The organism is Caballeronia sp. LZ065 (assembly GCF_031450975.1).
Classification (GTDB): Bacteria; Pseudomonadota; Gammaproteobacteria; order Burkholderiales; family Burkholderiaceae; genus Caballeronia.
In genome coordinates this window covers 1,340,514-1,364,173 of sequence record NZ_JARUXV010000001.1, presented here as the reverse complement: position 1 = coordinate 1,364,173, position 23,660 = coordinate 1,340,514, and the positions used below count along the sequence as shown (strand labels likewise).

The 23,660-nt window shown below is 64.3% G+C and carries 18 protein-coding genes, 1 tRNA gene and 1 pseudogene; 9 read left to right on the top strand and 11 right to left on the bottom strand.

Going from position 1 to position 23,660, the window contains the following annotated elements; all coding sequences use genetic code 11:
- Positions 1-155: 155 nt before the first annotated feature.
- Complete coding sequence (locus tag QCE63_RS06210) at positions 156-707, bottom strand: glycosyl hydrolase 108 family protein (RefSeq protein WP_309831549.1); 552 nt, start codon at positions 705-707, stop codon at positions 156-158.
- A 418-nt stretch (positions 708-1,125) separates the two neighbouring features.
- On the opposite strand from QCE63_RS06210, the gene xth reads away from it, so the two are divergent.
- Positions 1,126-1,908: an exodeoxyribonuclease III gene (gene xth / locus QCE63_RS06205; RefSeq protein WP_309831548.1), complete on the top strand. Its 783-nt coding sequence runs from the start codon at positions 1,126-1,128 to the stop codon at positions 1,906-1,908.
- Between the two features lie 22 nt (positions 1,909-1,930).
- Here xth and ntrC read toward each other — a convergent pair whose 3' ends face one another.
- The 3 genes from ntrC to glnA all read right to left on the bottom strand — a co-directional run bounded on the left by ntrC (position 1,931) and on the right by glnA (position 6,292).
- The gene (ntrC, locus tag QCE63_RS06200) at positions 1,931-3,424 is read right to left on the bottom strand and encodes a nitrogen regulation protein NR(I) (protein WP_309831546.1); all 1,494 of its coding nucleotides are present in this window, start codon (positions 3,422-3,424) and stop codon (positions 1,931-1,933) included.
- Positions 3,425-3,572: 148 nt separating this feature from the next.
- On the bottom strand, positions 3,573-4,715 hold the full coding sequence (gene glnL, locus QCE63_RS06195; RefSeq protein ID WP_309831544.1) for a nitrogen regulation protein NR(II): 1,143 nt from the start codon (positions 4,713-4,715) through the stop codon (positions 3,573-3,575).
- A 161-nt stretch (positions 4,716-4,876) separates the two neighbouring features.
- Positions 4,877-6,292, bottom strand: coding sequence for a type I glutamate--ammonia ligase (glnA, locus tag QCE63_RS06190; protein ID WP_309831542.1), 1,416 nt, complete (start codon positions 6,290-6,292; stop codon positions 4,877-4,879).
- Between the two features lie 361 nt (positions 6,293-6,653).
- Between glnA and QCE63_RS06185 the strand changes: the two genes are divergently transcribed.
- Positions 6,654-7,118: a rhodanese-like domain-containing protein gene (locus tag QCE63_RS06185; protein ID WP_309831539.1), complete on the top strand. Its 465-nt coding sequence runs from the start codon at positions 6,654-6,656 to the stop codon at positions 7,116-7,118.
- 394 nt (positions 7,119-7,512) lie between these two features.
- Here QCE63_RS06185 and QCE63_RS06180 read toward each other — a convergent pair whose 3' ends face one another.
- From QCE63_RS06180 to hrpA, 6 genes and pseudogenes are all read right to left on the bottom strand, one after another.
- Entirely contained in the window at positions 7,513-8,211 is a 699-nt protein-coding gene (locus QCE63_RS06180) for a copper homeostasis protein CutC (protein WP_309831537.1), read from the bottom strand.
- Positions 8,208-9,026 (bottom strand): molybdopterin-binding protein, encoded by an 819-nt coding sequence (locus QCE63_RS06175; protein WP_309831535.1) that lies wholly within the window; start codon positions 9,024-9,026, stop codon positions 8,208-8,210. The genes QCE63_RS06180 and QCE63_RS06175 overlap by 4 nt, the downstream gene beginning before the upstream one ends.
- A 19-nt stretch (positions 9,027-9,045) precedes the next feature.
- Positions 9,046-9,906: an EI24 domain-containing protein gene (locus tag QCE63_RS06170; protein ID WP_309831533.1), complete on the bottom strand. Its 861-nt coding sequence runs from the start codon at positions 9,904-9,906 to the stop codon at positions 9,046-9,048.
- A 78-nt stretch (positions 9,907-9,984) separates the two neighbouring features.
- Positions 9,985-10,995 (bottom strand): sterol desaturase family protein, encoded by a 1,011-nt coding sequence (locus tag QCE63_RS06165; RefSeq protein ID WP_309831531.1) that lies wholly within the window; start codon positions 10,993-10,995, stop codon positions 9,985-9,987.
- Between the two features lie 91 nt (positions 10,996-11,086).
- Positions 11,087-12,112, bottom strand: coding sequence for a beta-propeller fold lactonase family protein (locus QCE63_RS06160; protein ID WP_309831530.1), 1,026 nt, complete (start codon positions 12,110-12,112; stop codon positions 11,087-11,089).
- A gap of 120 nt (positions 12,113-12,232) precedes the next feature.
- A pseudogene (gene hrpA, locus QCE63_RS06155) lies at positions 12,233-16,138 on the bottom strand (ATP-dependent RNA helicase HrpA); the annotation flags it as partial.
- 93 nt (positions 16,139-16,231) lie between these two features.
- Here hrpA and QCE63_RS06150 point away from each other — a divergent pair.
- The 4 genes from QCE63_RS06150 (at position 16,232) to proP (ending at position 21,351) form a co-directional block, all read left to right on the top strand.
- Entirely contained in the window at positions 16,232-16,861 is a 630-nt protein-coding gene (locus QCE63_RS06150; protein ID WP_309833823.1) for a hypothetical protein, read from the top strand.
- Positions 16,862-17,453: 592 nt separating this feature from the next.
- Positions 17,454-18,836, top strand: coding sequence for an amino-acid N-acetyltransferase (gene argA, locus QCE63_RS06145; RefSeq protein WP_309807899.1), 1,383 nt, complete (start codon positions 17,454-17,456; stop codon positions 18,834-18,836).
- Positions 18,837-18,898: 62 nt separating this feature from the next.
- Positions 18,899-19,171, top strand: a complete 273-nt coding sequence (locus QCE63_RS06140; RefSeq protein WP_309831527.1) for an oxidative damage protection protein — start codon at positions 18,899-18,901, stop codon at positions 19,169-19,171.
- 704 nt (positions 19,172-19,875) lie between these two features.
- Complete coding sequence (gene proP / locus QCE63_RS06135) at positions 19,876-21,351, top strand: glycine betaine/L-proline transporter ProP (RefSeq protein ID WP_309831524.1); 1,476 nt, start codon at positions 19,876-19,878, stop codon at positions 21,349-21,351.
- A gap of 55 nt (positions 21,352-21,406) precedes the next feature.
- Here proP and QCE63_RS06130 read toward each other — a convergent pair whose 3' ends face one another.
- Complete coding sequence (locus QCE63_RS06130; protein ID WP_309831522.1) at positions 21,407-21,859, bottom strand: metallophosphoesterase family protein; 453 nt, start codon at positions 21,857-21,859, stop codon at positions 21,407-21,409.
- Between the two features lie 168 nt (positions 21,860-22,027).
- On the opposite strand from QCE63_RS06130, the gene QCE63_RS06125 reads away from it, so the two are divergent.
- The 3 genes from QCE63_RS06125 to QCE63_RS06115 all read left to right on the top strand — a co-directional run bounded on the left by QCE63_RS06125 (position 22,028) and on the right by QCE63_RS06115 (position 23,622).
- Positions 22,028-22,112: transfer RNA gene (locus QCE63_RS06125), tRNA-Leu, on the top strand.
- A gap of 333 nt (positions 22,113-22,445) precedes the next feature.
- Complete coding sequence (locus QCE63_RS06120; protein ID WP_309831520.1) at positions 22,446-23,192, top strand: hypothetical protein; 747 nt, start codon at positions 22,446-22,448, stop codon at positions 23,190-23,192.
- Positions 23,164-23,622 (top strand): DUF4279 domain-containing protein, encoded by a 459-nt coding sequence (locus QCE63_RS06115; protein ID WP_309831518.1) that lies wholly within the window; start codon positions 23,164-23,166, stop codon positions 23,620-23,622. The genes QCE63_RS06120 and QCE63_RS06115 overlap by 29 nt, the downstream gene beginning before the upstream one ends.
- The last annotated feature ends 38 nt before the right edge of the window (positions 23,623-23,660 follow it).

Here is a 23,660-nt window from a genome sequence, read left to right as displayed (position 1 = left end):
CCTTGTTCGATCAGTGCGATCGGTCCGATCAGTCCGATCAGTCCGATCACGACAAGGGGAGATTAGGGAAAGCCGCGTAAAGGGCGCGACAAGAGTGCGAGGCGGCGTATAAAAATCGCGTAAACGTCGCGGTCGACGCGCTCTGTATTGCGCGCCTACCCCGCGATGCTGAATGCCCGGTTCAACTGCCAGCCGTACTCGAAGCTCTCCTGCGACGGATCGTCCTCCGCGATCTCCACATACCGCACCGACTGCTGGGCGGCGATCATGCCGAGCAACACGCGCCGTCCGTCGTCGCCGCGCTGATCAATGAAGGACTGCATCGCGGAGAGCGTCATCGGGCCGATGAGTCCGTCAGCGGAGATATCGTCGTAGGAGGACGCCTGGTCGTTCAGCACGTTGAGCGCGCGTTGCAGGAACCGGACGCCGGTGGCGGGCCCCATGTTGACGCCAATGTCGAACAGCTTGCCGGCGATGTCCTCGTCGATTGCGTTCACCTCGTCGAAGCGCGGTTCCTCCCAATAGCATTGGAGGTAGATGTCGATGGCCGTGTCGCGCGGCATCTCGTCCATCGGGCCGGTATAGCCGTACGCGCGAGCGGTCGTTTCGGTGATGCCCCACATGGTTTCACCGCCCGCGTCGTCGGGATGATTCGAATAGCCGCCTTCAAGGCCAATGGTTTCTTCGATGAGGTCGATCGGATTCATTTGAACAAGGATGCGCGTGAGTGTGGAAGACGGGTGCGAACCGTCCTTGCGACGGTTGATCGCGTTCGCCCGGGTCAGTAGGATCGCCAACTATTTCGCTTGCTCGATCGGGTTTGGTTTGCCTCATCGAGCGGCATTGCCGCGAGTCCGGCAATGCGGAGCCAGTATCAGCGAGTTCAGGAGGAACTTCCCGCCCGTGCGGGGCAAGAATCGCCCGCGTGGAGTGAAATGTGGCCTTGGCATGCAGCATCGTGAAGCGACCGCGCTGCATGGCGTCGGAAAGCGCAACGCAGCGCTCGGACTGCGCAGTGCAAGGCGCGTTTATCGCGGCAGGTTTGAATAATTTCGTAGAATGCCGGGCTGTGTCACACCGCTTTTTGGACACCGGCCATGGCGCCGGGCGAACCTGAGATCACTCGTGAAGATAGCTACCTGGAACGTCAACTCCCTCAAAGTCCGCCAGCAGCACGTCATCGACTGGCTCGCGCAATCGGGCGTCGACGTGCTGTGCCTGCAGGAACTGAAAATGCCCGACGAGAAGTTTCCGCGCGCGGAGCTCGAAGCCGCCGGCTACAAAAGCTGGTTCGCGGGACAGAAGACCTATAACGGCGTCGGCATCCTCGTGCGCGCCGAGGCGAACTTCGACGTGGACGAGATCAGCGTCGTGCGCAACATTCCCGGCTTCGAGGATTTGCAGCAGCGCGTGATCGCCGCGACCATCAACGGCGTGCGCATCATCTCGGCCTATTTCCCGAACGGCCAGGCGCCCGGCACCGAGAAGTTCGCCTACAAGATGCGCTGGCTCGACGCGCTGCGCGAATGGCTGCGCGAAGACCTGGCCCGGCACCCGAAGCTCGCGCTCCTCGGCGACTACAACATCGCCCCCGACGACCGCGACGTGCACGACCCGAAAGCCTGGGAAGGCCAGAATCTGGTGTCGCCGGAAGAACGCGCACACTTCGCGCAACTGCTCGAACTCGGCCTCACCGATGCCTTCCGCCAGTTCGAACAGGCGGACAAGCTCTTCACGTGGTGGGACTACCGGATGATGGCGTTCCGGCGCAACGCGGGGCTGCGCATCGACCACATTCTGTTGTCGAAGGAGCTGGCCGCGACCTGCACCGCGTGCGAAGTCGACAAGGCGCCGCGCAAGTGGGACCAGCCGTCGGACCACGCGCCCGTGATCGCGACGCTCGGCTGATCCCGTCTCGCGGGCATCGACATCACGCGTCCAGGTGCAGTTCCTGGATCTTGCGTGTGATCGTATTGCGCCCGATGCCCAGGCGTTCGGCCGCTTCCACCTTGCGGCCACGCGTGAAGTCGAGCGCCTCGCGAATCACGGCGGCCTCGAAACGCCGCGCGAGTTCGTCCATCACGTCGGCGGAATTTTCACGCAACAGCCGCGCGACTTCGGTGCGCAAGCCGTTCTCCCACACACCCGCCGCCACCCCGGCCGCCAGCGCCGCCGCAGCGGCCGGCGCGCCCGCGCCGTTCTGCATGAGGGGCGCCGCGGCCACCGCGCCGTCAGTCGAGACCGCGATGGCTTCGGCCGCATAATCCTGACTCGGCGTGAGATCCGGCGGCAGATCCTTCTGCTCGATCACCTGCGCGGGCGCCATCACCGTGAGCCAGTTGCACAGGTTTTCAAGCTGACGCACGTTGCCGGGAAACGGCAGCGACGCGAGATACGCCAACGCCTCGTCCGACACGCGCTTCGGCTCCACGCCCAGGTCACGCGCGCTCTTCTGCAGAAAATGCCGCGCGAGCAAGGGAATGTCCTCGCTGCGTTCGCGCAACGCCGGCAGCCGCAGCCGGATCACGTTCAGCCGGTGGTACAAGTCCTCGCGGAACAAGCCCTGCCGCACGCGCGCATCGAGATTCTGGTGCGTCGCCGCGATCACGCGCACGTTGGCCTTCAACGGGTTGTGCCCGCCCACGCGATAAAACTGCCCGTCCGACAGCACGCGCAACAGTCGCGTCTGCAAGTCGAACGGCATGTCGCCGATTTCGTCGAGAAACAAGGTGCCGTTCTCGGCCTGTTCAAAACGACCCTGGCGCATCGCCTGCGCGCCCGTGAACGCGCCGCGCTCATGGCCGAACAGTTCGGATTCCAGCAGATCCTTCGGAATCGCCGCTGTGTTCAGCGCGATGAACGGCCCGCTCGCGCGTGGGCTATGTCGGTGCAAGGCGCGCGCGACAAGCTCCTTTCCGGTGCCTGATTCGCCCGTGATGAGCACAGTCGCCGCCGAATGCGACAGCCGGCCGATCGCGCGGAACATGTCCTGCATCGCGGGCGCCTGGCCGAGCATCTCGGGCGTTTCCGTCACGCGTTCGTCATAGGCCGCTTCGCCGCGCATGCTTTCGTCCACCGCGCGGCGAATCAACTCGACCGCCTTGTCCACGTCGAACGGCTTGGCGAGATATTCGAAGGCGCCGCCCTGGAAGGCGGCCACGGCGCTGTCGAGGTCCGAGAATGCCGTCATGATGATGACCGGCAAGCCCGGCAGCCGGTCGCGCACGGTCTGCAACAATTCGAGCCCCGAACCACCCGGCATGCGGATGTCGGACACGAGCACCTGGGGGCTGTCCTGTTCGAGCGCGGCGAGCGCGTCGCGCACGCCGGAGAAACTGCGCGTCGCGAAATTCTCGCGGGCCAGCGCTTTTTCCAGCACCCAGCGGATGGATTGGTCGTCGTCTACTATCCAGATCGGCTTCATATCGTTCGGCGAGAAGTCTTCGTATGGTTCGGTGTGAGCCCGTCGAAACGGTGCGGCTTCAAAGCGTGATGCGGACGCGGCCTATAGGGATGACGGCCTGTGACTTGATGGCGCGTGATGTCGCTTGATGTCGATCATCAACCCGATTTCAGCTCCCGAATGGCAACAGGATGATGAACTCGGTGCAGCCCGGTTTGCTCTCCACTTCGATCAACCCGTCGTGCTGCTGCACGAACGATTGCGCGAGCGTGAGTCCCAGGCCGCTGCCGTCTTCCCTGCCCGACACGAGCGGGAAGAAGATCCGGTCGCGAATCTCGCTGGGGATTCCAGGACCGTTGTCAGTGATATGCAAGTCCAGTGCCAGTTTGTGCAGCTTTTTGCCGATCGTCACCTTGCGCGCGATGCGTGTACGCAATTCGATCTTCGCATCGCCTTGTGAAATGCGTTCGCGCAACGCCTCGGCCGCATTGCGCACGATGTTGAGCAACGCCTGGATCAGTTGCTCCTTGTCGCCGCGCAGGTCGGGCACGCTGACGTCGTAGTCGCGTTCGATCGTGAGTCCGCGCGGGAACTCGGCGAGGATCACCGCGCGCACGCGCTCGCATACTTCGTGGATGTTCACGTCGCCCACGATATGCGGATGCCGGTGCGGCTCCAGCAGGCGATCGACCAGCGTCTGCAACCGGTCTGATTCCTTGATGATGACCTGCGTGTATTCGCGCAGTTCGTCGCGTTCGAGCGCGCCCAGTTCGAACTCGAGCAACTGCGCCGCGCCCCGGATGCCGCCGAGCGGATTCTTGATCTCGTGCGCCAGGTTGCGGATCAGCTGCTTGTTGACCGCGGTCAGGTCGTGGATACGCTCTTCGCGATCGGTACGCAGGTGGCGCTCGTTTTCAAACAATTCGAGCAGCACGTAGTCGCTGGCCGCTTCGAGATAACCGACGATCGCATGCACATGCACCGGCTCGCGGTTCGGACGGTCGAGCACGGCGTCGAGACGCGTGGCATTGAAACGGTTCTCGGCGATCGACGTGATCGTGCCCGCGAGCTCATCGGCGTTCGCGAACAGCTCGGTCCAGTTCATCTGCGTCAGCTGCTTGCGCGACATCTCCAGCATCGCTTCCGCCGAAGGGTTCGCGTACGCGATGCGCACGTGACGCATGTCCAGCACGAGCACGGTCGTCGGGAGCGCCTCGAAACCGGCCAGCAAACCGCTGCTGGCGAGCTGGGCGTCGTCGGAGAGCGCGTCGGCGTGGCCACGGCGCGCCTTGATCAGATTCTTGAGCACCATCGGGCAATGATTAAGGCCGTTCGTGAAACCGATCTTGTTGTTGGATTTCAGGAAACCGCAGCGATGAAAAAAGGGACGGCGCGCCGTCCCTTTGTGTCACCGCTTCGCATGTGCCGCGCGCTTCGCCGGACTAACAGGAAAGAAGCGCGCCGCCGTCATGCTTACAGCGAGTAGTACATCTCGAACTCGATCGGATGCACCGCCTGACGATAACGCTGCAGCTCGTTCGTCTTCAGTTCGATGTATGCGTCGAGCATCGAATCCGTGAACACGCCGCCGCGCGTCAGGAATTCGCGATCCGCGTCGAGTGCGTCGAGTGCCTGGTCGAGGCCCGAACACACGGTCGGGATCTTCTTGTCTTCTTCCGGCGGCAGGTCGTACAGATTCTTGTCCGCGGCTTCGCCCGGATGAATCTTGTTCTGTACGCCGTCAAGACCCGCCATCATCAGCGCCGAGAAGCACAGGTACGGATTCGCGAGCGGATCCGGGAAGCGCGTTTCGATACGGCGGCCCTTCGGGTTGCTCACGTGCGGAATACGGATCGATGCCGAACGGTTGCGAGCCGAGTAAGCCAGCTTGACCGGCGCTTCGAAGTGCGGCACGAGACGCTTGTACGAGTTCGTACCCGGGTTCGTGATCGCATTCAGCGCGCGGGCGTGCTTGATGATGCCGCCGATGTAGAACAGCGCGAATTCCGACAGACCGGCATAGCCGTTGCCCGCGAACAGGTTCTGACCGTCCTTCCAGATGGACTGGTGAACGTGCATGCCCGAACCGTTGTCGCCGACGATGGGCTTCGGCATGAACGTCGCCGTCTTGCCGTAGGTGTGCGCGACGTTGTGGATGATGTACTTCATCTGCTGCAGCCAGTCCGCGCGCTGCACGAGCGTCGAGAACTTGGTGCCGATTTCGTTCTGGCCCTGGCCCGCCACTTCGTGGTGGTGCACTTCGACCGGAATGCCGATCTGCTCGAGCAGCAGACACATTTCCGAGCGGATGTCCTGGAACGTGTCGACCGGCGCGACCGGGAAGTAGCCGCCCTTGGTGCCCGGACGGTGGCCGGTGTTGCCGCCTTCGAATTCCTTGGCCGACGACCACGGCGCTTCTTCCGAGCCGATCTTGACGAAGGTGCCCGACTGGTCCGTGTTCCACTGGACGCTATCGAAGATGAAGAATTCCGGCTCCGGACCGAAGTAGGCGGTGTCGCCCAGGCCCGAGTTCTTGAGATAGGCTTCCGCGCGCTTTGCGAGCGAACGCGGGTCGCGCTCGTAGCCCTTGCCGTCGGCGGGCTCGACGACGTCGCAGCTCAGCACGAGCGTCGATTCTTCGAAGAACGGGTCGATGAAGGCGGTGTCCGCGTCCGGCACGAGCAGCATGTCCGACGCCTCGATGCCCTTCCAGCCGGCGATGGACGAACCGTCGAAAGCGTGGCCGCTTTCAAATTTGTCTTCGTCGAATGCCGAGACCGGCACGGAAACGTGTTGTTCTTTGCCGCGCGTGTCGGTGAAACGGAAGTCGACGAACTTGACGTCCTCGTCCTTGACGAGTTGCATGACGTCGGCCACGGATTTACTCATTACCTATCTCCTGATTAACAAAAGTCGGCGAATCGCTCCGCCGCCCCGACCAATCCTGTACATCAATTCAATCGAGGATGAAAAAGCAGCTTCCGTGCCAAGCGCACCAACTTTACGCTAAGCGCCTGAAGCAGCGCGCATTTTTAGTGAGACGGCGGAGCGGTTCACGATGAACTCGCAGTCGCCCTCCATCGTTCACGCACACACATGGTGCGCAACCGCATGACCGATCTGAAACATGATCGTTCATGGTGCATCGATGCAGGAATGCACCAATGTGAATCATTTTCCGCAACGAGGCCGGCATCCCCGTTACCTTCGCTAGAATCATTGTTTGCGTTTGACCGGAGACCAACACGCCATGAGCACGCTGCAACAACTCTTTGATCAGGCGGGACGCCGCGCCGCCGACAACCAACTGACCTACGCGGGCGCCTTCTCGCCCGCCGAGGCGTTCGAACTGCTACAGCTTGATCCGGCCGTGCGGCTCGTCGATGTCCGCACTCGCGCCGAACTCGATTGGGTGGGCCGGCCGGCCATCGATGGCGCGCAGTACGCGCATATCGAATGGATCCGCTACCCCGGCTCGGTGCCGAACGCTGAGTTTATCGAACAATTGCGACAGGTCGCCACCCCGGATACGACAGTGATTTTTCTGTGCCGCAGCGCAGCGCGCTCCAAGCTCGCGGCCGTGGCCGCGCAGAAACAGGGCTTTGCGAAGGCCTATGACCTGCTGGAAGGCTTCGAGGGCGACAAGGATGCGAACGGACATCGGAAGACGTCGGGCGGATGGTGCTTCCGGGGACTGCCGTGGATTGGGGCTTGAGTTTTTCAGAAAAGTCGTTGTTTTCATCTGAAGGCGTTTCAGGGAGATTGAGTGCAACGACTTTTCGCGTGTAGAGATGCACCGGGCACTTCGGGTGCGAGCGGCCCGAACGGAAGCGCAACACGAAAGCAGAGGGAATCGCAATTTTTGAACACACCGTCATCTTTGAACAACAGGTGAAGCCAGGGTCTTTGCTTGCCCCTGCCCGGGCGCGACGCGAGGTTTCGACTGGACCATGACGAGTTCGCTACGCGGGAGGAATTCGTCATCGGTCGCTTGCCAAGCCTGTGAGCGTTGCGTGACGTGTTCGTGTCCAAATCCCTCGGCGCATATTCAAAGACGCGGGGCATCGGGTAAAGCAACGCACAGCCCATTCAACCGCTCCGCGTCGCGCTCAGGAAGCCAGCCCGTCCAATAACGTCCGCGCACGCCGGACCCGGGCTTCATCGACCGGCGCCATTGCCTGTCCCCCGACGCGCACGCCGGAACCCAGATGCACGGCGTGCACGCCCGTCGATGCCACGAAAGGCGCGACGGTCTCCACCCCGAGACCCGCGCCCGCCAGCACCGTACAGTGCGATCCGGCCGCCATGCCGACCAGTCGCGTGATCGTCTCCGCGGCATCCAGCACCGAGGCCTTGCCACCCGACGTCAGCACGCTTGTAACCGTATCGAATGCCGAGAGTGTGTCGAAGGCCGCGAACAGGTCGCGTGCTTCGTCGAATGCGCGGTGAAACGTCAGCGGCAGTGCTCCCGCCGCCTGCACCACGCGCGTCAGCCCTTCCGTGTCGATGGTGCCGTCCGCCCGCAGCATCCCGACCACGAGCGCATGCGCACCCGTTCTCGCGATCGCGCGCGCCTCGCGCTGCATCACCGCGATATCGTCGGCATCGTAGACGAACGAGCGGCTGTGCGGCCGCACCATCACGTTCACTGGAATCGCCACCGCTTCCACGATCGCCTCGACCAGCCCGATACCGGGCGTCAGGCCCCCCTCGCCCATTGCCGTGACCAGTTCGAGACGGTCGGCGCCGCCGCGCTCGGCGGCGCGCGCGTCGGCCACGGTCGTCGCGATGACTTCGAGCACCGTCACTTCGCCTGCTCCGGCGGCACTTCGACGATCTCGCCGCCCAGCGCCTTCACGCCCTCGCGCAGCGCCTCGAACGCCGCGTTCGCTTGCTGCGGATCGCCCTTCACGCCCAGATCGATGTGCGACCGCGCGTACAGCGCGCCGCGCGCCGCATCGCCGACGCTCGGCAGGCTGAACGCGCGCACGCCCTCGAAGTCGCGTTCGATCGCCACCATCAGCGGCGTGATGCGCGACTCCGGCAGCCCGAACACCAGCAGCGAGCGCTCGACATGCGGCACCGCATGATGCAGATGGGCGTAACGGTTATCGAGCACCCATTCGATCATCGGCCAGGCCATGACCGGAAAACCCGGCACGAAATGATGATCGCCGACCGAAAAGCCCGGAATCTTGTTGTAGCTGTTCGGGATGATGGCCGCGCCCTGCGGAAACGTGCCCATGTTCAGGCGATGCAGGTTCTCGGGCGAGTCCAGCTCGACCGGCTTGCCGGCCTGTTCGGCGGTGTCGCGGATGCGCGCGCGGATCAGCTCCGCCGCCTCCGGCTGAAGTTCGAGCGGACGCCCGAGCGCTTCGGCCGCGCACTGGCGGGTGTGATCGTCAGGCGTCGCGCCGATGCCGCCCGTCGAGAACACGATGTCGCTGGACGCGAAAGTGCGCTTGAGCGTGGCCGTGATGCGCGCCGGATCGTCGCCGACATATTCGGCCCAGTCCAGCGACAGCCCGCGTGCGCCCAGCAGTTCGATGATTTTCGGCAGATGCTTGTCGGTGCGTCGGCCCGACAGGATTGCATCGCCGATGATGATGACGCCAATGCCCATGGGATTCCCCTTTATTGCCTCATTGTTCCTTGATGAAAACTTCACGGGACTCGACCGTGATCGCCGGATACTGCGGCTCCCCGGCGCGCAGGCGTTCCAGCGCATGCAGGCAGTAGTGCGCAAACCAGAGCGCCGAGAACACCAGGATGAATGCATACGCCCAGATCGTCACGACCGCGACCACCGGGAACAGCGGCAGCAGCCAGACGGACCAGGCCCAGAGCATCGTCGGGACGGAACTGAACAGGCCGCTCACGATGCCGATCGCCAGCAACGGCCAGCGTCCGTCCCGCACGATCGCCCGGCGTTCCTCGACGCTCGCGTGCAGCGCGAGCGCGTCGTAGGTCATTACGCGATACGTCAGCCAGCCCCACAGCAGCGGCGGAATCAGCGCGAAGAACGGCGGGATCAGCCACAGCGGCAACGTGACGGCCAGCAGCACGAGACAGACTACCGTCGTCACCACCGAATGTCCGAGACTGCCGTACCACGAGCCGCCGCGCCGTTCTTCCAGCGACGCGTAGTGGCCGCGCGGCCGGCGCGTGAGCAGCTTGACGACGCCCGGCATGGAGAGCGTCGCGATCAGCAGCAGCACCGTCACGACGATCAGCGGAATCGTCATGATGACGACCAGGAACGGCGCAATCACCGCATGCAGCGACGAGAAGCCGACCGCGTCGAACAGCCGGTACATCGCAGAAGTGAGCGCCCAGCCTTCGAGCAAGCCGTTGGCGGCGCCGGTGAGCGTCTGCCAGAAGAACCACAGCAGGCCGCCCCACGCCACCGTCGCGACGCCGAAGGGCATCAGCGTGAGCCACAGCATGCGCGGATGTAAGACGTTCGCCACCGCGCGCACGAACGAACGCAGCAAGTCATTCATGCGTGATCGTCAGGGAAAAGAGGAAACAACAGGATAAACCAGCGCCGCGTGCGGGCGCTGGTAAGGAAGAGGCAGAGATCAGACGGCTGCGGAATCGGACGCGCGGGCGCGGCGGTTCGAGAGCCGCGCGCCGATGCGCTTGAACGCGAGCCAGTGCTGTTCGAAGAAGCCGTCGCCGTAACGTACGGGGATCACGCCCGGCGCGCCGAGCTGGTCGCGGATGCCGGTCGGCTCGACCGTGCGGTCAAACGACGCCGAGCGGAACAGGATGTCCCAGAAGGAGAACAGCACGCCGAAGTTGCAGCCGTAGGTGGTGCCTTCGTGCCCGAAGCCGATCGCATGATGACGCCGATGAAACGCCGGACTGACGACGATGCGCTCGCCAAGCCAGCCGAAATGCAGGCGGATGTTGGCGTGCTGCACGCTTTGCATGAAATTGGTGATGGCGACGAGCATGACGAACTGCGACGGCTCCACGCCGATCACCAGCGCAACCAGCGCGAAGACGCTGGCCTGCAGGATATCGTCGAGCAGATGGTTGCGGTCGTCGCTCCACAGCGACATCTTCTGCTGGCTGTGGTGCACCGCATGCAGTTCCCACCAGATGCCGATGCGATGCTCCAGCCGGTGATACCAGTAGCCGGCGAAGTCGAGGATCAGCAGATAGATGACGAAGGTGACGAGCGGCTGCGTGGTGACGCCGGGCCACAGATTGTCGATCTCGAGATTCGGTATGCCGTGGAGACGCAGCCAGCTTTGCAGCGAATCGAAGATCGGCTGGAAGGTAAAAAAGAAGAACAGATTGAGGATGCCCAGCTTGACGATCCACGTGTACAGCACGTCCACGCGCACGCCCTTGCGGTCTTGCCAGTTTTCCGCCGGACGGAAGGCTTCGAGCGGACGCAGGACCGCATACATCGCGAGCACTTCCAGCACGCCGACGATCACCCAGTACAGCGCATCGTAGGTGTCCTCGTCGTAGTCCATCATGCCGATCTTGAACAGCACCGGCTGGACCACGTCGACGTACAGCAGCGTCTGCAGCGACGAAACAAAGGTGTCTAGCAGCGAAACGATGGAATGAAACATGATGCTCCGTGGTGCTGGCGGCGGCCCAATACCGCGGGCCATTCCTCAATCGTAGTACAGGGCGCGGCAAAGCGCCCTTTCACTCCGACGCCTACGCCCCGTTCGGCGCCGTGACGGGCGCGCGGTTGTAGAAGTAGATGCCGTGCGGCGAGCGGCCGACCTTGATGGTTTCGATCAGCTTACGACTCGCAAGATCGATCACGCCGACATGCTTCGCGAAGCGGAACGTCACCCAGAGATACTTCTTGTCGGCGGAAAGTTCCATGTCGTCCGGGCCGGGCAGGAGTCCGGTGATGTCGCCGACATTCGTGAGCGCGTCCTCATCGATGATGCTGATCGTGTTCGCCACACGGTTCGACACGAGCACGTGCTTCCCGTCCACCATCGAACGGAAGTTGTGCGCGCCCTTGCCCGTCGTGATGGTCTTGACGACCTTCTGGTTGCGCCAGTCCACCACGGCCACGTAATCCGCGCCCGTCATGCCGACGAGCAGGTACTTGTCGCCCGGCGTGAGCCAGACGCCGGCCGGCACCTTGCCAACCTTCATCTTCCACTTGACGGTCTGTGTCGCCAGGTCGACGGCGGCGATCTCGCCGGACACCTGCAGCGAGATGAACGCAGTCGCGCTGTCCTTCGTGAAGGCGATGTGGCTCGGCATGGTCGCGAGCGGCAGGCGCTTCGCCATCGAGAGATTCTTGCCGTCGAAGTGATAGATGTCGAGGCGGTCGAGGCGCAGGCCTGTCGACACGAACCACTTCTTGTCCGGCGAGAAGCCGATCTGGTACGGATCCTCGATGTCCTGCACCCAGCGCTGGAACGCGCCGGTTTTCGGGTCGACGAACATCAGGTTGTTCGACACCGAGTTCGCGACGATCAGCGAGGTGTTGTCGGGCGTCACCATCAGATGGTGCGGTTCCTTGCCGGTCGGCACGGTGCCGACGACCTGGCGCGTGTTCTCGTCGATGAGACTCAGCGTGGCTTCGGCGGAATTCAGAACGATGACATTGTTGGCGAAGGCGGCGGTGGCGACGAGCGCCGCGCCGGTTGCGAACACTGCGCGCGCGGCGGCCGCGCGGAAGCGGCCGGACGGGCGGCCAGAACGGAAAAGATTGCGCATGAAAGATTGGCTTCGGAAACCAGGCGTCATTGTAGAACGTTTGCCACGGGCGGCACGTTGACCGAACGCGGCATTTTGCGAGATAAGCGGCCCCGCCCGGCGCAATAATGCGCGCCAGGCTCAGCGTTGCATCGACTCCCAGACCTTGTGCAGGCGCTTGACGGACACGGGCATCGGCGTGCGCAACTCCTGCGCGAACAGCGACACGCGCAACTCCTCCAGCAGCCAGCGATATTCCGCGAGCCGCGCATCCGCGACGCCGCCGCGCTGCGACACCGCGCGCTGGTAGTGTTGCGCGAGCGGCTGCAAGTCGGCGAACTGGCGCGCGTCGCGGGCGGGCTCGGCCTTGAGCTTGTCGATGCGCAGACCGATTGCCTTCAGATAACGCGGGAAATGGGCAAGCTGCGCATAGGGCGTGTCGATCACGAAACGCTTGCCGATCAACGCGGACAGCTGCGCCTGGATGTCGGTGTAAGCCTGCGCGAACGGCTTCGCCTGCGCGAGCTTTTTCGGGAGCGCCGCGTATTCGGTCAGGATCGTGCCGACCAGGCGCGCGATCTCCTGCGCCAGCAGCGTGAGACGCCCTTTCGCGGCGTCGCGGCGGGCGTGGAAGCTGGCGTCGTCATCGGGCAGCGGGTCTTGCAAACACGCGCGATCCAGCGCCGTCCCGACGATCTGGTCGCTCAATTCATCCGCCGTGCCGAGCGCCATGAAATGCAGCGACATCTCGCGCAGACCCGGCAGATTCTTCTCCAGATAGCGGATCGGCTCGCGCAGCTGCAACGCGAACAGCCGCCGCAATCCCGCGCGATGAATGCGCGCCGCTTCCTCGGGCGAATCGAACACTTCGACATCGCAATGCGTGGCGCGATCCACCAGCGCCGGATAGCCGAACAGCGTCTGGCCGCGCCGGCGGATTTCCAGCAGTTCGGGCAGCTTGCCGAAGTTCCAGGTGGTCAGGTTCTCGTACAGCGCGGTGCCGGCGCCGACGCCCGCCGCCGGCGTCACGGGCGCGCTGGATTCGCCGGAGAGCGCGTCCAGCGCCTCGCTGGCCGCCGCCGACGTCAGCTTCTGGAACTGCTGCTGCGCCTGGCCGCCGAGTTCCGCGCGCAGTTGCGCGAGATTGCGGCCCATCGCGAGCTGGCGGCCGTGCTCGTCGATGACCTTGAAGTTCATGAACAGATGCGCCGGCAGCGTCTCGAGCTTGAAGTCCGCGCTCTTCACAGCGACCTGCGTCTCTCCGCGGATATCCGCGATCAGCGACTCGACCAGCCCGCCCGCGCCGAACGCAGGTCCGGCATGCCGCTGTGCGAAGCCCGCCGCATAGTCCGGCAGCGGCACGACGTGCCGGCGCAGCTTCTGCGGCAGCGACTTCAGCAGCAGTTGCGCCTTCTCCTTGATCATCCCCGGCACGAGCCACTCGACGCGCCGCGCATCGACCTGATTCAGGCCGTAGAGCGGCACCGCGAGCGTGACGCCGTCGCGCGGCGCGCCCGGCTCGAAATGATAGGTCAACGTCATCTCGATGCCGGACATCGTCATGCGCTTCGGGAACAAGTCGGTGGTGACGCCGGCGGCCTCGTGGCGCATCAGGTCGTCGCGCGACAGGAACAGCAGCTTTTCGTTACCTGGCTTCCTTTGCTCGTCGCGATACCAGCGCTCGAAGGCCGCGCCGGTCCACATGCCTTCCGGTAGCAGCGCATCGTAAAAGGCGTAAATCAGTTCGTCGTCGACCAGCACGTCCTGGCGGCGCGACTTGTGTTCGAGCTGCTCGATATCGGCCACCAGCTTGCGGTTGTGCGCGAAGAACGGCAGCCGCGTGTCGAACTCGCCCTCGACCAGCGCGCCGCGAATGAACAGCTCGCGCGCGTATTTCTGATCCTGCTGGCCGAAGCTCACCCGCCGCCGCGCATAGACCGTCAGGCCATACAGCACCGCGCGCTCGAACGCGACGACCTGCGCGGCCTTCTTTTCCCAGTGCGCGTCCGAGAGCGATTTCTTCAGCAGATGCCCGCCGACGGTTTCGAGCCATTCCGGCTCGATCTTCGCGATGGTGCGCGCGTACAACCGGCTCGTCTCGACGAGTTCGCCCGCCATCACCCAGCGCCCCGCTTTCTTTAGCAGCGCCGAGCCCGGCCACAGATGGAACTTGATGCCGCGCGCGCCGAGGTAATGCGGTTCATCGTCGGCCTTCAGGCCGACGTTGCCGAGCAGGCCGGTCAGCAGCGACAGATGCACTTGTTCGAAGGTGGCGTCCGATTCGTTCAGCCGCCAGCCGTGTTCGCGCACGACCGTGAGCAGTTGCGAGTGCACGTCGCGCCATTCGCGCAGCCGCAGGTGCGACAGGAAGACGGCACGGCAGGCGTCGGTGAGTTGACGGTTCGACTTCTTGTGCGCGACCGCGTCCTCGAACCACTTCCAGATGCGCGTCCATTGCAGGAATTCGGAGCGCTCGTCGACGAACTGGCGGTGCGCCTGGTCCGCCTGTTCCTGCGCCTCGATGGGCCGGTCGCGCGGATCCTGCACCGAGAGCGCCGATGCGATGATCAGCACCTCCTTCAGCGCGTGGTGATCGCGCGCGGCGAGGATCATGCGGCCGACGCGCGGATCGAGCGGCAAACGCGCGAGCTCGCGGCCGAGCGGCGTGAGGGCGTTGTCGTCATCGACGGCGCCGAGTTCGTTCAGCAGCTGATAGCCGTCGGCGATCGCGCGTCCCGGCGGCGGCTCGATGAACGGGAAGGTTTCGATCGCGGTCAGATGCAGCGACTTCATCCGCAGAATGACCGCCGCGAGCGACGAGCGCAGGATCTCGGGATCGGTGAAACGCGGGCGCATCTGGAAGTCGGCTTCGTCGTAGAGACGGATGCACACGCCGTCCGCGACGCGGCCGCACCGCCCGGCGCGCTGGTTCGCCGCCGCCTGCGACACCGGCTCGATCTGCAACTGCTCCACCTTGTTGCGATATGAATAGCGCTTCACGCGCGCCATGCCGGTATCGACCACATAGCGAATGCCCGGCACCGTCAGCGAGGTTTCGGCGACGTTGGTGGCGAGCACGATGCGCCGCGCGTTCGACGGCCGGAACACCCGCTCCTGCTCCTGCGCCGAGAGCCGTGCGAACAGCGGCAGGATTTCGGTGTGCGGCGGATGATGCTTTCTCAAGGCCTCGGCGGCATCGCGGATTTCGCGCTCGCCGGGGAGGAACACGAGCACGTCGCCGGAACCGACGCGGCAAAGCTCATCGACGGCATCGACGATGGCTTCCATCAGGTCGCGGTCGCTCTTGCGGTCGTTGCGCTCGCCGCGTTTGGGCAAGGTGCCCTGCGCGGACTTCACCGCGACGCTGTCTTCCTCGATCGGCCGATAGCGCACTTCCACCGGATACAGACGGCCGCTGACTTCGATCACCGGCGCCGGGTGCTCGTCGCTGCCGAAGTGGCGCGCGAAGCGTTGGGCGTCGATGGTCGCGGACGTGACGATCAGCTTCAGTTCCGGGCGCTTCGGCAGGATCTCTTTCAGATAGCCGAGCAGGAAGTCGATGTTGAGACTGCGCTCGTGGGCCTCGTCGATGATGATCGTGTCGTAGGCCGTGAGCAGCGGATCGGTTTGGGTCTCGGCGAGCAGGATGCCGTCGGTCATCAGCTTGACGGAGGCGCCGGGCGCGAGATTGTCCGTGAAGCGCACCTTGTAGCCGACCACTTCGCCGAACGGCGTGCCCAGTTCCTCGGCGATGCGCCGTCCGGTCGCGGATGCCGCGATCCGGCGCGGCTGCGTATGACCGATCAGGCCGCTGCCGCCCGCGCCCCGCCCGCGCCCGAGCGCGAGGCAGATCTTGGGCAACTGCGTGGTCTTGCCGGAGCCGGTTTCGCCGCTGACGATCACGACCTGATGTGCGGCGATCGCCCGGGCGATTTCCTCGCGCCGGCCGGAAACGGGCAAGGCTTCCGGGAAAGTGATGGGCGGGACGGGGTTGGGCGTGATGACGCGTGGCGGCCGGGGGGGACGGAGTTCGCGTGGATCGCCGGCTGCGCGCGTCGCGCGTGCCTGACGGGGTTCGCGCGTCTCCGGGGGTTCGCGCGTCTCCGGGGGTTCGCGCGTCTCCGCGGCTTCGCGTGGCTCGTGAGCCTGAAGCGCCTCGCGCGGTTCGGCGGCTTCGCGCGGTTCGCGCGGTTCGCGGGTTTGACGCGGTTCACGCGGTTTGGCGCTTTCGCGAGCTTCACTCGGCTCGCGCGATTCCGCAGCTTCGCGGGATCCGCGTGCTTGACGTGGTTCGCGCTGTTCGGCGGCGTCGCGCCATTCGCGAGCTTGACGCGGCTCACGTGTTTCGGCGGCTTCGCGGGCTTCGTGTGCTTGACGCGACTCGCGTGTTTCCGCGCCTTCGCGCGATTCGCGTGGTTCGGCGGCTACGCGGAATTCGCGCGCTTGTCGCGGTTCGCGCGATCGGGCGGTTTCGAGCGGTTCGCGGGTCTGACGCGGGTCGCGCGGGTCGCGCGGGTCGCGCGGGTCGGCGGTTTCGTGGGCTTTGTGTGCTTGACGCGACTCACGTGGTTCAGCGCCTCTGCGCGATTCGCGAGCTTGACGCGCCTCTCGCGATTCAACGCCTTCGCCTTCGCCTTCGCCTTCGCCTTCGCCCACGTGGCGCGTGCGGCGCTCTTCACTGACCCGGCTGGCATCCGTCGAAGACGCCGCGCCCCGGCGTTCGCCGCCCGGCGCAGCGGACTTCGTCCCAGCAGGCCGACCGGTCTGTGATGCATGCGGTTGCGGCGCGCGCGGCGTGCGCTCGCCGCGATCGCGCTGCGCTTCCTCGCGTCCGGGCCGCGACGGCCGCGCCGCTTGCGGTTCGCTTGCGCGTTCAGCCTGCGCAGGCGCAGGCTGCCGCTGCGAAGCCTCTCCGGAATGTGCGGGTCGTGACGTCGGCGCGGTTTGCGCCTGCATCGACTGACGCGGCGCCTGCGCCCCTTGCGATTTCGGCGAATCCTGCGTGAACGGTGCACGAACGCCCGCAACCCCCGACGCCGGTTTCCGTGCCCCCGTGCCGGCCGCCTCACGCGGCGCGCTTCCCCGCTCCGCTCCCTTTTGCGGCTGCGCGCCCGCCGTGCCGGCGAAACGCCGTGCGGCCAGTTCCTTCTTGCTCAGCGTCGCGGCATCGCCGGAGGGTTCGGGCGCTTCCTGCGCGTCGCGCCGCAGACTGTCCCGCAGTTGCCGCAACTGCGTCAGGGGATCGGTGGAGGAGTCGGCGGACCGGGACGTGTCTGCCTGCTCAAGACTTGAAGGGCGCGCGGGACGCGAGGGACGCGAGGGACGAGAAACATTCGACATAGCGTCGCATTATAATCCCGGGATGAATTCTCAAACCGACCTCACGATGACTCCTCAAGCGGCATCGCCACTGGCCGCGGCCGAGCCGGAAGCGCCCGATCCCCATGCCCAGTTCGTCGACTGGATGCGCTCCGTCGCGCCGTATATCCACGCGTTCCGGAACAAGACGTTCGTCGTGGCGTTCGGCGGGGAACTGGTGCAGGAAGGACGCCTGAATGCGCTCGTGCAGGACGTCGGCCTGCTTCACGCCATGGGCATCCACGTCGTTCTGGTGCACGGCTCGCGCCCGCAGCTCGACGAACAGCTGAGTCTGCACGGCGTCGAGTCGTCGTTTTCGCACGGCCTGCGCATCACCGACGCGCGCGCGCTCGAATCCGCCAAGGAAGCCGCCGGCGAAGTGCGCCTCGACATCGAGGCCGCAATCAGCCAGGGGCTGCCCAATACGCCGATGGCGCACGCGCACATCAGCGTCGTGTCGGGCAACTTCGTGACGGCGCGGCCGGTCGGCATTCTCGACGGCGTCGATTTCCAGCACACCGGCGTCGTGCGCAAGATCGACGGCGATTCCGTGCGCCAGTCGCTCGCCAGCAACAAGCTCGTGCTGCTTTCCCCGCTCGGCTTCTCGCCCACCGGCGAAGCCTTCAACCTGTCGATGGAAGACGTCGCCTCCGCCGCCGCCATCGCGTTGCGCGCCGACAAGATCATCTTCGTCACGGAGATCCCTGGTCTCGCCGATGCGGAAGGCGAACTGGTGCGCGAAATGTCGCTCGACGACGCCTACCGCCTGCAGGAAAGCGGCGAATTGCAGGGCGACACCGCGTTCTACCTGAAGCATACGATTCGCGCCTGCCGTGGCGGCGTGGCGCGGGGTCACATCATTCCGTACGCGCTCGACGGCAGCGTGCTGCTCGAACTGTTCCTGCACGACGGCGTCGGCACGATGATCTCGTACGAGAATCTCGAGAGCCTGCGCGAGGCCACGCCGGACGACGTCGGCGGCATTCTCACGCTGATCGAGCCGCTCGAGTCCGACGGCACGCTGGTGCGCCGCGGCCGCCACCAGATCGAACGCGACATCGACCATTTTTCGGTCATCGAGCACGATGGCGTGCTGTTCGGCTGCGCGGCGCTGTATCCCTATACGCAGGAGCGCATCGGCGAGATGGCCTGCCTGACGGTCGCGCCCGAAGCGCAGGGTTCCGGCGACGGCGAACGGCTCCTGAAACGCATCGAGCAGCGCGCTCGCGCGCGCGGTCTCACGCGCATTTTCGTGCTGACGACGCGCACCGAGCACTGGTTCCTGAAGCGCGGCTTCGTCAAGGTCACTGTCGACGACCTGCCGGAAGACCGCCGCCGCCTCTACAACTGGCAGCGCAAGTCGCTCGTGCTGATGAAACAGCTTTGAAGAACCGTTTTCGAGAGGCGCGAGACGGCGCCTCTCCCCCCGATACAGAGGAGAAAGACACAATGGCCCGAATGATTCAATGCGCGAAGCTCGGCAAGGAAGCCGAAGGACTGGATTTCCCGCCGCTGCCGGGCGAACTCGGCAAGCGCATCTATGAAACGGTTTCGAAGGAAGCCTGGCAGGGCTGGCTCAAGCAGCAGACGATGCTCATCAACGAGAATCGCCTGAACATGGCCGATCCGCGCGCGCGCCAGTATCTGATCAAGCAGACGGAGAAATACTTCTTCGGCGAAGGCGCCGATACCGCGTCCGGCTACGTGCCGCCGCAAGGCTGAACTGCCGCATCATCCGTTCGACGAAAACCGGCCCGCAGGCCGGTTTTTTATTGCCCGCGCAATCCGCAAGATTGATCCAGACGGTACACCGTGAAGCATCGCCCTAACCTGGCGCTATCCCAGACGGGGTAAGGGATTGAGCGTCTCCCGGAGTGTCCGCTCGACGGGTCGGTTTGCAGATCGTCTGCCATCGTGATATCATCTTCTTCTTACCAACAGCAATTCACCATCATTCACGCGACGTAGTTCAGCATCAAAGCTGTCGAACTCGGCGCGGTAGTGACTGTTTTTCATACAAAGAGGCGCGTCGGTTTTTAAGCTGCTTTTGCCAGATGGACCCGATGGTCCAGCAAAACACGCCGGCCTTTTTCGTCTCAAGCTGTTTTTTCGCCGACGTCGCGGCCCACCCGCGGCAACCCAGGCTGACTGCCGGGGTTGACCGTCCGCACGTCAAACTCGTTGGTTACACCCGAGTGCAATTTCGCGACCCACCGCGATACACCGGCACCGCGTTTGCTACCTCAATTTCAGCGTCCGCTTCATTCGACGCTGCGCGGAGCCATTGGCGATCGTTTTCCGCTGCCTTGCATGGCGGCGCCGTCGCGAAACTGCACTCTCCCGGCAATTCGCGCCGTCGATGCTTCGATGGCGCGCCCGAAGCCACGCTTCGGCGTGTTCGGGATTGAATACGGAGTCTTCGAAACATGTCTTCCCATCACGAGGGCCTTTGGCGCACCAGCGATTCATCGAGCCAGAAATCCGACCTCACCCTCGACGACATCACGATCGTCGACCAGTCCCTGCTCAAGCGTGCCGTCGGCGCCATGGCCATCGGTAACGCGATGGAGTGGTTCGACTTCGGCGTGTACAGCTATATCGCCGTGACGCTCGGCAAGGTGTTCTTCCCGTCGAGCAGCCCGGCTGCGCAGCTGCTTGCGACCTTCGGCACGTTCGCGGCCGCGTTCCTTGTGCGGCCGATCGGCGGCATGGTGTTCGGCCCGCTCGGCGACCGCATCGGCCGCAAGCGCGTGCTCGCGATGACGATGATCATGATGGCCCTCGGCACGTTCGCGATCGGCCTGATTCCGAGCTATGACAGCATCGGCGTGCTGGCGCCGGTACTGCTGCTGGTCGCGCGCCTGGTGCAGGGCTTCTCGACGGGCGGCGAATACGGCGGCGCGGCGACCTTCATCGCCGAGTTCTCGCCGGACAAGAAGCGCGGCTTCATGGCGAGCTTCCTCGAATTCGGCACGCTGGTGGGCTATGTGCTCGGCGCCGGTGTCGTGGCGGTGCTGACGGCGGTGATGTCGGAGCACGCGCTGCTGTCGTGGGGCTGGCGCATTCCGTTCATGATCGCGGGACCGCTCGGTCTGATCGGCCTGTATATCCGGATGAAGCTGGAAGAGACCCCGGCGTTCCAGCGTGAAGCCGAGAAAGCGGAAGCCGTTTCGCACGAGACCACCAAGCAGCAGTTCCGCGAGACCCTGGTCCAGCAATGGCGCCCGCTGCTGCAATGCGTGGGCCTCGTGCTGATCTTCAACGTGACCGACTACATGGCGCTGTCATATCTGCCGAGCTATCTGTCCGCGACGCTCAAGTTCAACGAGACGCATGGCCTGTTCATCGTGCTCGTCGTGATGGTGCTGATGATGCCGTTGACGCTGCTGTTCGGCCGCCTCTCCGATGTCGTGGGCCGCAAGCCGGTGATGCTCGCGGGCTGCGTCGGTTTGCTGCTGCTGTCGATCCCGGCGCTCACGCTGATCCGCATGGGCACGATTCCTTCGATCTTCACGGGCATGATGATTCTCGGCGCGCTGCTCTCGACGTTCACGGGCGTGATGCCGTCGTCGCTGCCGGCGCTGTTCCCGACGAAGATCCGCTATGGCGCGCTTGCCATCGGCTTCAATGTGTCAGTGTCGCTGTTCGGCGGCACGACGCCGCTCGTCACGGCATGGCTCGTCGGCAAGACCGGCATGCTGATGATGCCCGCTTACTATCTGATGGGCGCGTCGGTGATCGGCATCGTGTCGGTGATCGCGCTGCATGAATCGGCGAAGAAGCCGTTGAAGGGTTCGCCGCCGGCAGTTGGCTCGCACTCGGAAGCGCATGCAATCCTGCGCGGTCATCGAGAAGCGGGCGAAATGGATGACGCGTTCCCGGAAGGTACGGTGCGCGCCTGATCACGGTTGTCGTGGCATGAGTGGTCGAAGGCCGATGCTTCACGCATCGGCTTTTTCATGGCGCAAGCGTCACGATGCGCGCGTCGAGCGTTCCGGTGCCGATGTCGAGCAGCGCCAGTGTGATCGGCAGCTTGAAGCGGCGCGGTCCTGCGCTGCCGGGATTCACAAAGAGCGTGGCGGCGCGCCGCTCGATCAGCGGCTTGTGCGAATGTCCGGTGACGATCACGTCGATGCCCGCGAGCTGCTTCGGTATGTCGGCGATGTCGTGCACGACGTGGATCGACACGCCGCCGAGTTCGATGTGCGCGTGCTCCGGCAGATGGGCCAGGTCCGCACCCGTGTCGTTGTTGCCGCGCACGACGGTCAGCGGCGCGAGCGCCGTCAGGCTGTCGAGCACGTCGCGCCGGCAGATGTCGCCGGCATGGATGATGTGCGCGCAGCCGCGCAGTGCGTCGAGCGCTGCGGGGCGCAAGAGGTTGTGGGTATCGGAGATCAGGCCGATGCGCATGGTGCTCTCCTGACGTCGACGCCGGCGTCTTTCAGGCGGCGTGGGCTCATCGTGAGGTGCGGGTTGCATGAACAGTGCCGCCGATTATGCGTGACGGTGAAACCCGTGTCGAACCGCATGCGCGGGTTTTGGCTGATGGATGCGCAATGGTAGAATCGCGTCCGCCCTGCCGGGGTGATGAAATTGGTAAACATAGCGGACTTAAAATCCGCCGCCTAACGGCTTGCCGGTTCAAGTCCGGTCCCCGGTACCAGGCAGATTTCAGGCGACGCAAAGATGACCAGAGACCCCGACAGCGTAGCGCTCTCGGGGTTTTTTGTTATCCACACGGGCATTTTGGCAGGCACCTTCGAGATGTGTGGCTTCATGAGTGCCCCATACCCCGTACCGAAACTGCCTGACGCAATGCGGCGCCGATCGACAAGACCGGTAGCTGGCCGACGCTGGCGGAGAGTAATCGTGCACGAAGTACCACTTCGGGCGGCCGCGCCAGAGTGCGCGAGCGCTGCATGATCCTCGCCCATGCGGGTGAGCGGCGCGATATTTCGCCATGCTACTAATACGCCCTCACAGCAGGGAGACACGCTTGAGTCAGGAAGTCAAAGTATTCAACGCGGGGATCATCGTGCAGCGCCGCCGTGACGTGCTTTACATGAACAGCGATGATGAGGCGCGCGCCGCCGCACAGGCGCGCATGTTCCTCGCGGATTCGATGACCTGGTCGAACGATCGTCGCGTGCTGAGCGAGCTGGTCGAGTTGATTGGCGTGAGAGATGAGGACGCAGAGCGTCTTCGAAAGACCAAGCGCGCGATTGAAACAGGCGAGCTGGTGACCGTTCCGGACCGTCCGGCGCGCACGACGACTTTCATCCAAAGGGGCGGCGGCGATGCGCGGCCTGCGCCGAAGTCACGGGAAGCCGTCGCGGCGCTGCCACTCTTCCAGCGCGCAACCGAGGCGGTGGCCCGCGTCCGACCGTTCGAGATTCCTGCACGGCCGCCGAAGCCGCGCAACCACTTCTTCGCAATCATGGCGGCCAATCCAGGCGACGTGCTGCCTGACGGTACGATTGCGACAGCGCTCGAGACAGAGCCATTCGTGTACGTGCCGCACACGCTCAGCGAAGAAGCGATGGAGCTGGCGGCCAAGACGAACAATCCAGACCACGGCGCCAGAATGCTCGGATACGAACGCGATACCTTCGGCGCCATGCTGCACGTCTTCAAACCACCGAACGGACTAAGGCCGAATGACAATGTGATTTTCTACGACGACGGGAGCGTGGAATTCAAGAAGCAGATTCTCGATGACAACATCCACAACTATGCGCCCTGAAAACACCGCTGCGGACATACGGAACGCCCTTGCTAACGCGACGCTGATTATCTCCGGCCCCACCGTGCTGCCCGTGTTCTGGACAGCATTTTTCGGCGTCACGCCAAGTCGCACGTCCACGAAAGGAGAGCGATTCAAACTGCCGTCTGGTCGAATGAGTCCTCGCCCTGCACAGCTAGGTCTATGGGCGTTTTCAAGCGGACCCGGTACCAAGTCCGACTCTCTCGCGCCGCATCTGATTTTCCTTCAAAGCCGCCTGTCGCTGCCGCGCAGGGACGCGCGCGCATTCCTGGAAGCCCAAGGCGCAACGCTCGCGCTGTGGTGCTACTGGCGCAACGATTCCGGCGCGCGGGTTCCGGACATTCCGCCGTTTGCGCACGAGATGATGGAAGCGATGGGAGGCACGATCGAACTTGACGAATACCGGTAGTGGAGCACTCGGGGCGCCGGGGTTTCCCCGCGCCGCAC

What these genes read in the sequence shown, in the direction of transcription:
- QCE63_RS06210 (WP_309831549.1), bottom strand. Translation starts at nt 707, where the DNA reads ATGAATCCGATCGACCTCATCGAAGAAACCATTGGCCTTGAAGGCGGC.
- ntrC (WP_309831546.1), bottom strand. Translation starts at nt 3,424, where the DNA reads ATGAAGCCGATCTGGATAGTAGACGACGACCAATCCATCCGCTGGGTG.
- glnL (WP_309831544.1), bottom strand. Translation starts at nt 4,715, where the DNA reads ATGGTGCTCAAGAATCTGATCAAGGCGCGCCGTGGCCACGCCGACGCG.
- glnA (WP_309831542.1), bottom strand. Translation starts at nt 6,292, where the DNA reads ATGAGTAAATCCGTGGCCGACGTCATGCAACTCGTCAAGGACGAGGAC.
- QCE63_RS06185 (WP_309831539.1), top strand. Translation starts at nt 6,654, where the DNA reads ATGAGCACGCTGCAACAACTCTTTGATCAGGCGGGACGCCGCGCCGCC.
- QCE63_RS06175 (WP_309831535.1), bottom strand. Translation starts at nt 9,026, where the DNA reads ATGGGCATTGGCGTCATCATCATCGGCGATGCAATCCTGTCGGGCCGA.
- QCE63_RS06170 (WP_309831533.1), bottom strand. Translation starts at nt 9,906, where the DNA reads ATGAATGACTTGCTGCGTTCGTTCGTGCGCGCGGTGGCGAACGTCTTA.
- QCE63_RS06165 (WP_309831531.1), bottom strand. Translation starts at nt 10,995, where the DNA reads ATGTTTCATTCCATCGTTTCGCTGCTAGACACCTTTGTTTCGTCGCTG.
- QCE63_RS06160 (WP_309831530.1), bottom strand. Translation starts at nt 12,112, where the DNA reads ATGCGCAATCTTTTCCGTTCTGGCCGCCCGTCCGGCCGCTTCCGCGCG.
- argA (WP_309807899.1), top strand. Translation starts at nt 17,454, where the DNA reads ATGAATTCTCAAACCGACCTCACGATGACTCCTCAAGCGGCATCGCCA.
- QCE63_RS06140 (WP_309831527.1), top strand. Translation starts at nt 18,899, where the DNA reads ATGGCCCGAATGATTCAATGCGCGAAGCTCGGCAAGGAAGCCGAAGGA.
- proP (WP_309831524.1), top strand. Translation starts at nt 19,876, where the DNA reads ATGTCTTCCCATCACGAGGGCCTTTGGCGCACCAGCGATTCATCGAGC.
- QCE63_RS06130 (WP_309831522.1), bottom strand. Translation starts at nt 21,859, where the DNA reads ATGCGCATCGGCCTGATCTCCGATACCCACAACCTCTTGCGCCCCGCA.
- QCE63_RS06115 (WP_309831518.1), top strand. Translation starts at nt 23,164, where the DNA reads ATGACAACATCCACAACTATGCGCCCTGAAAACACCGCTGCGGACATA.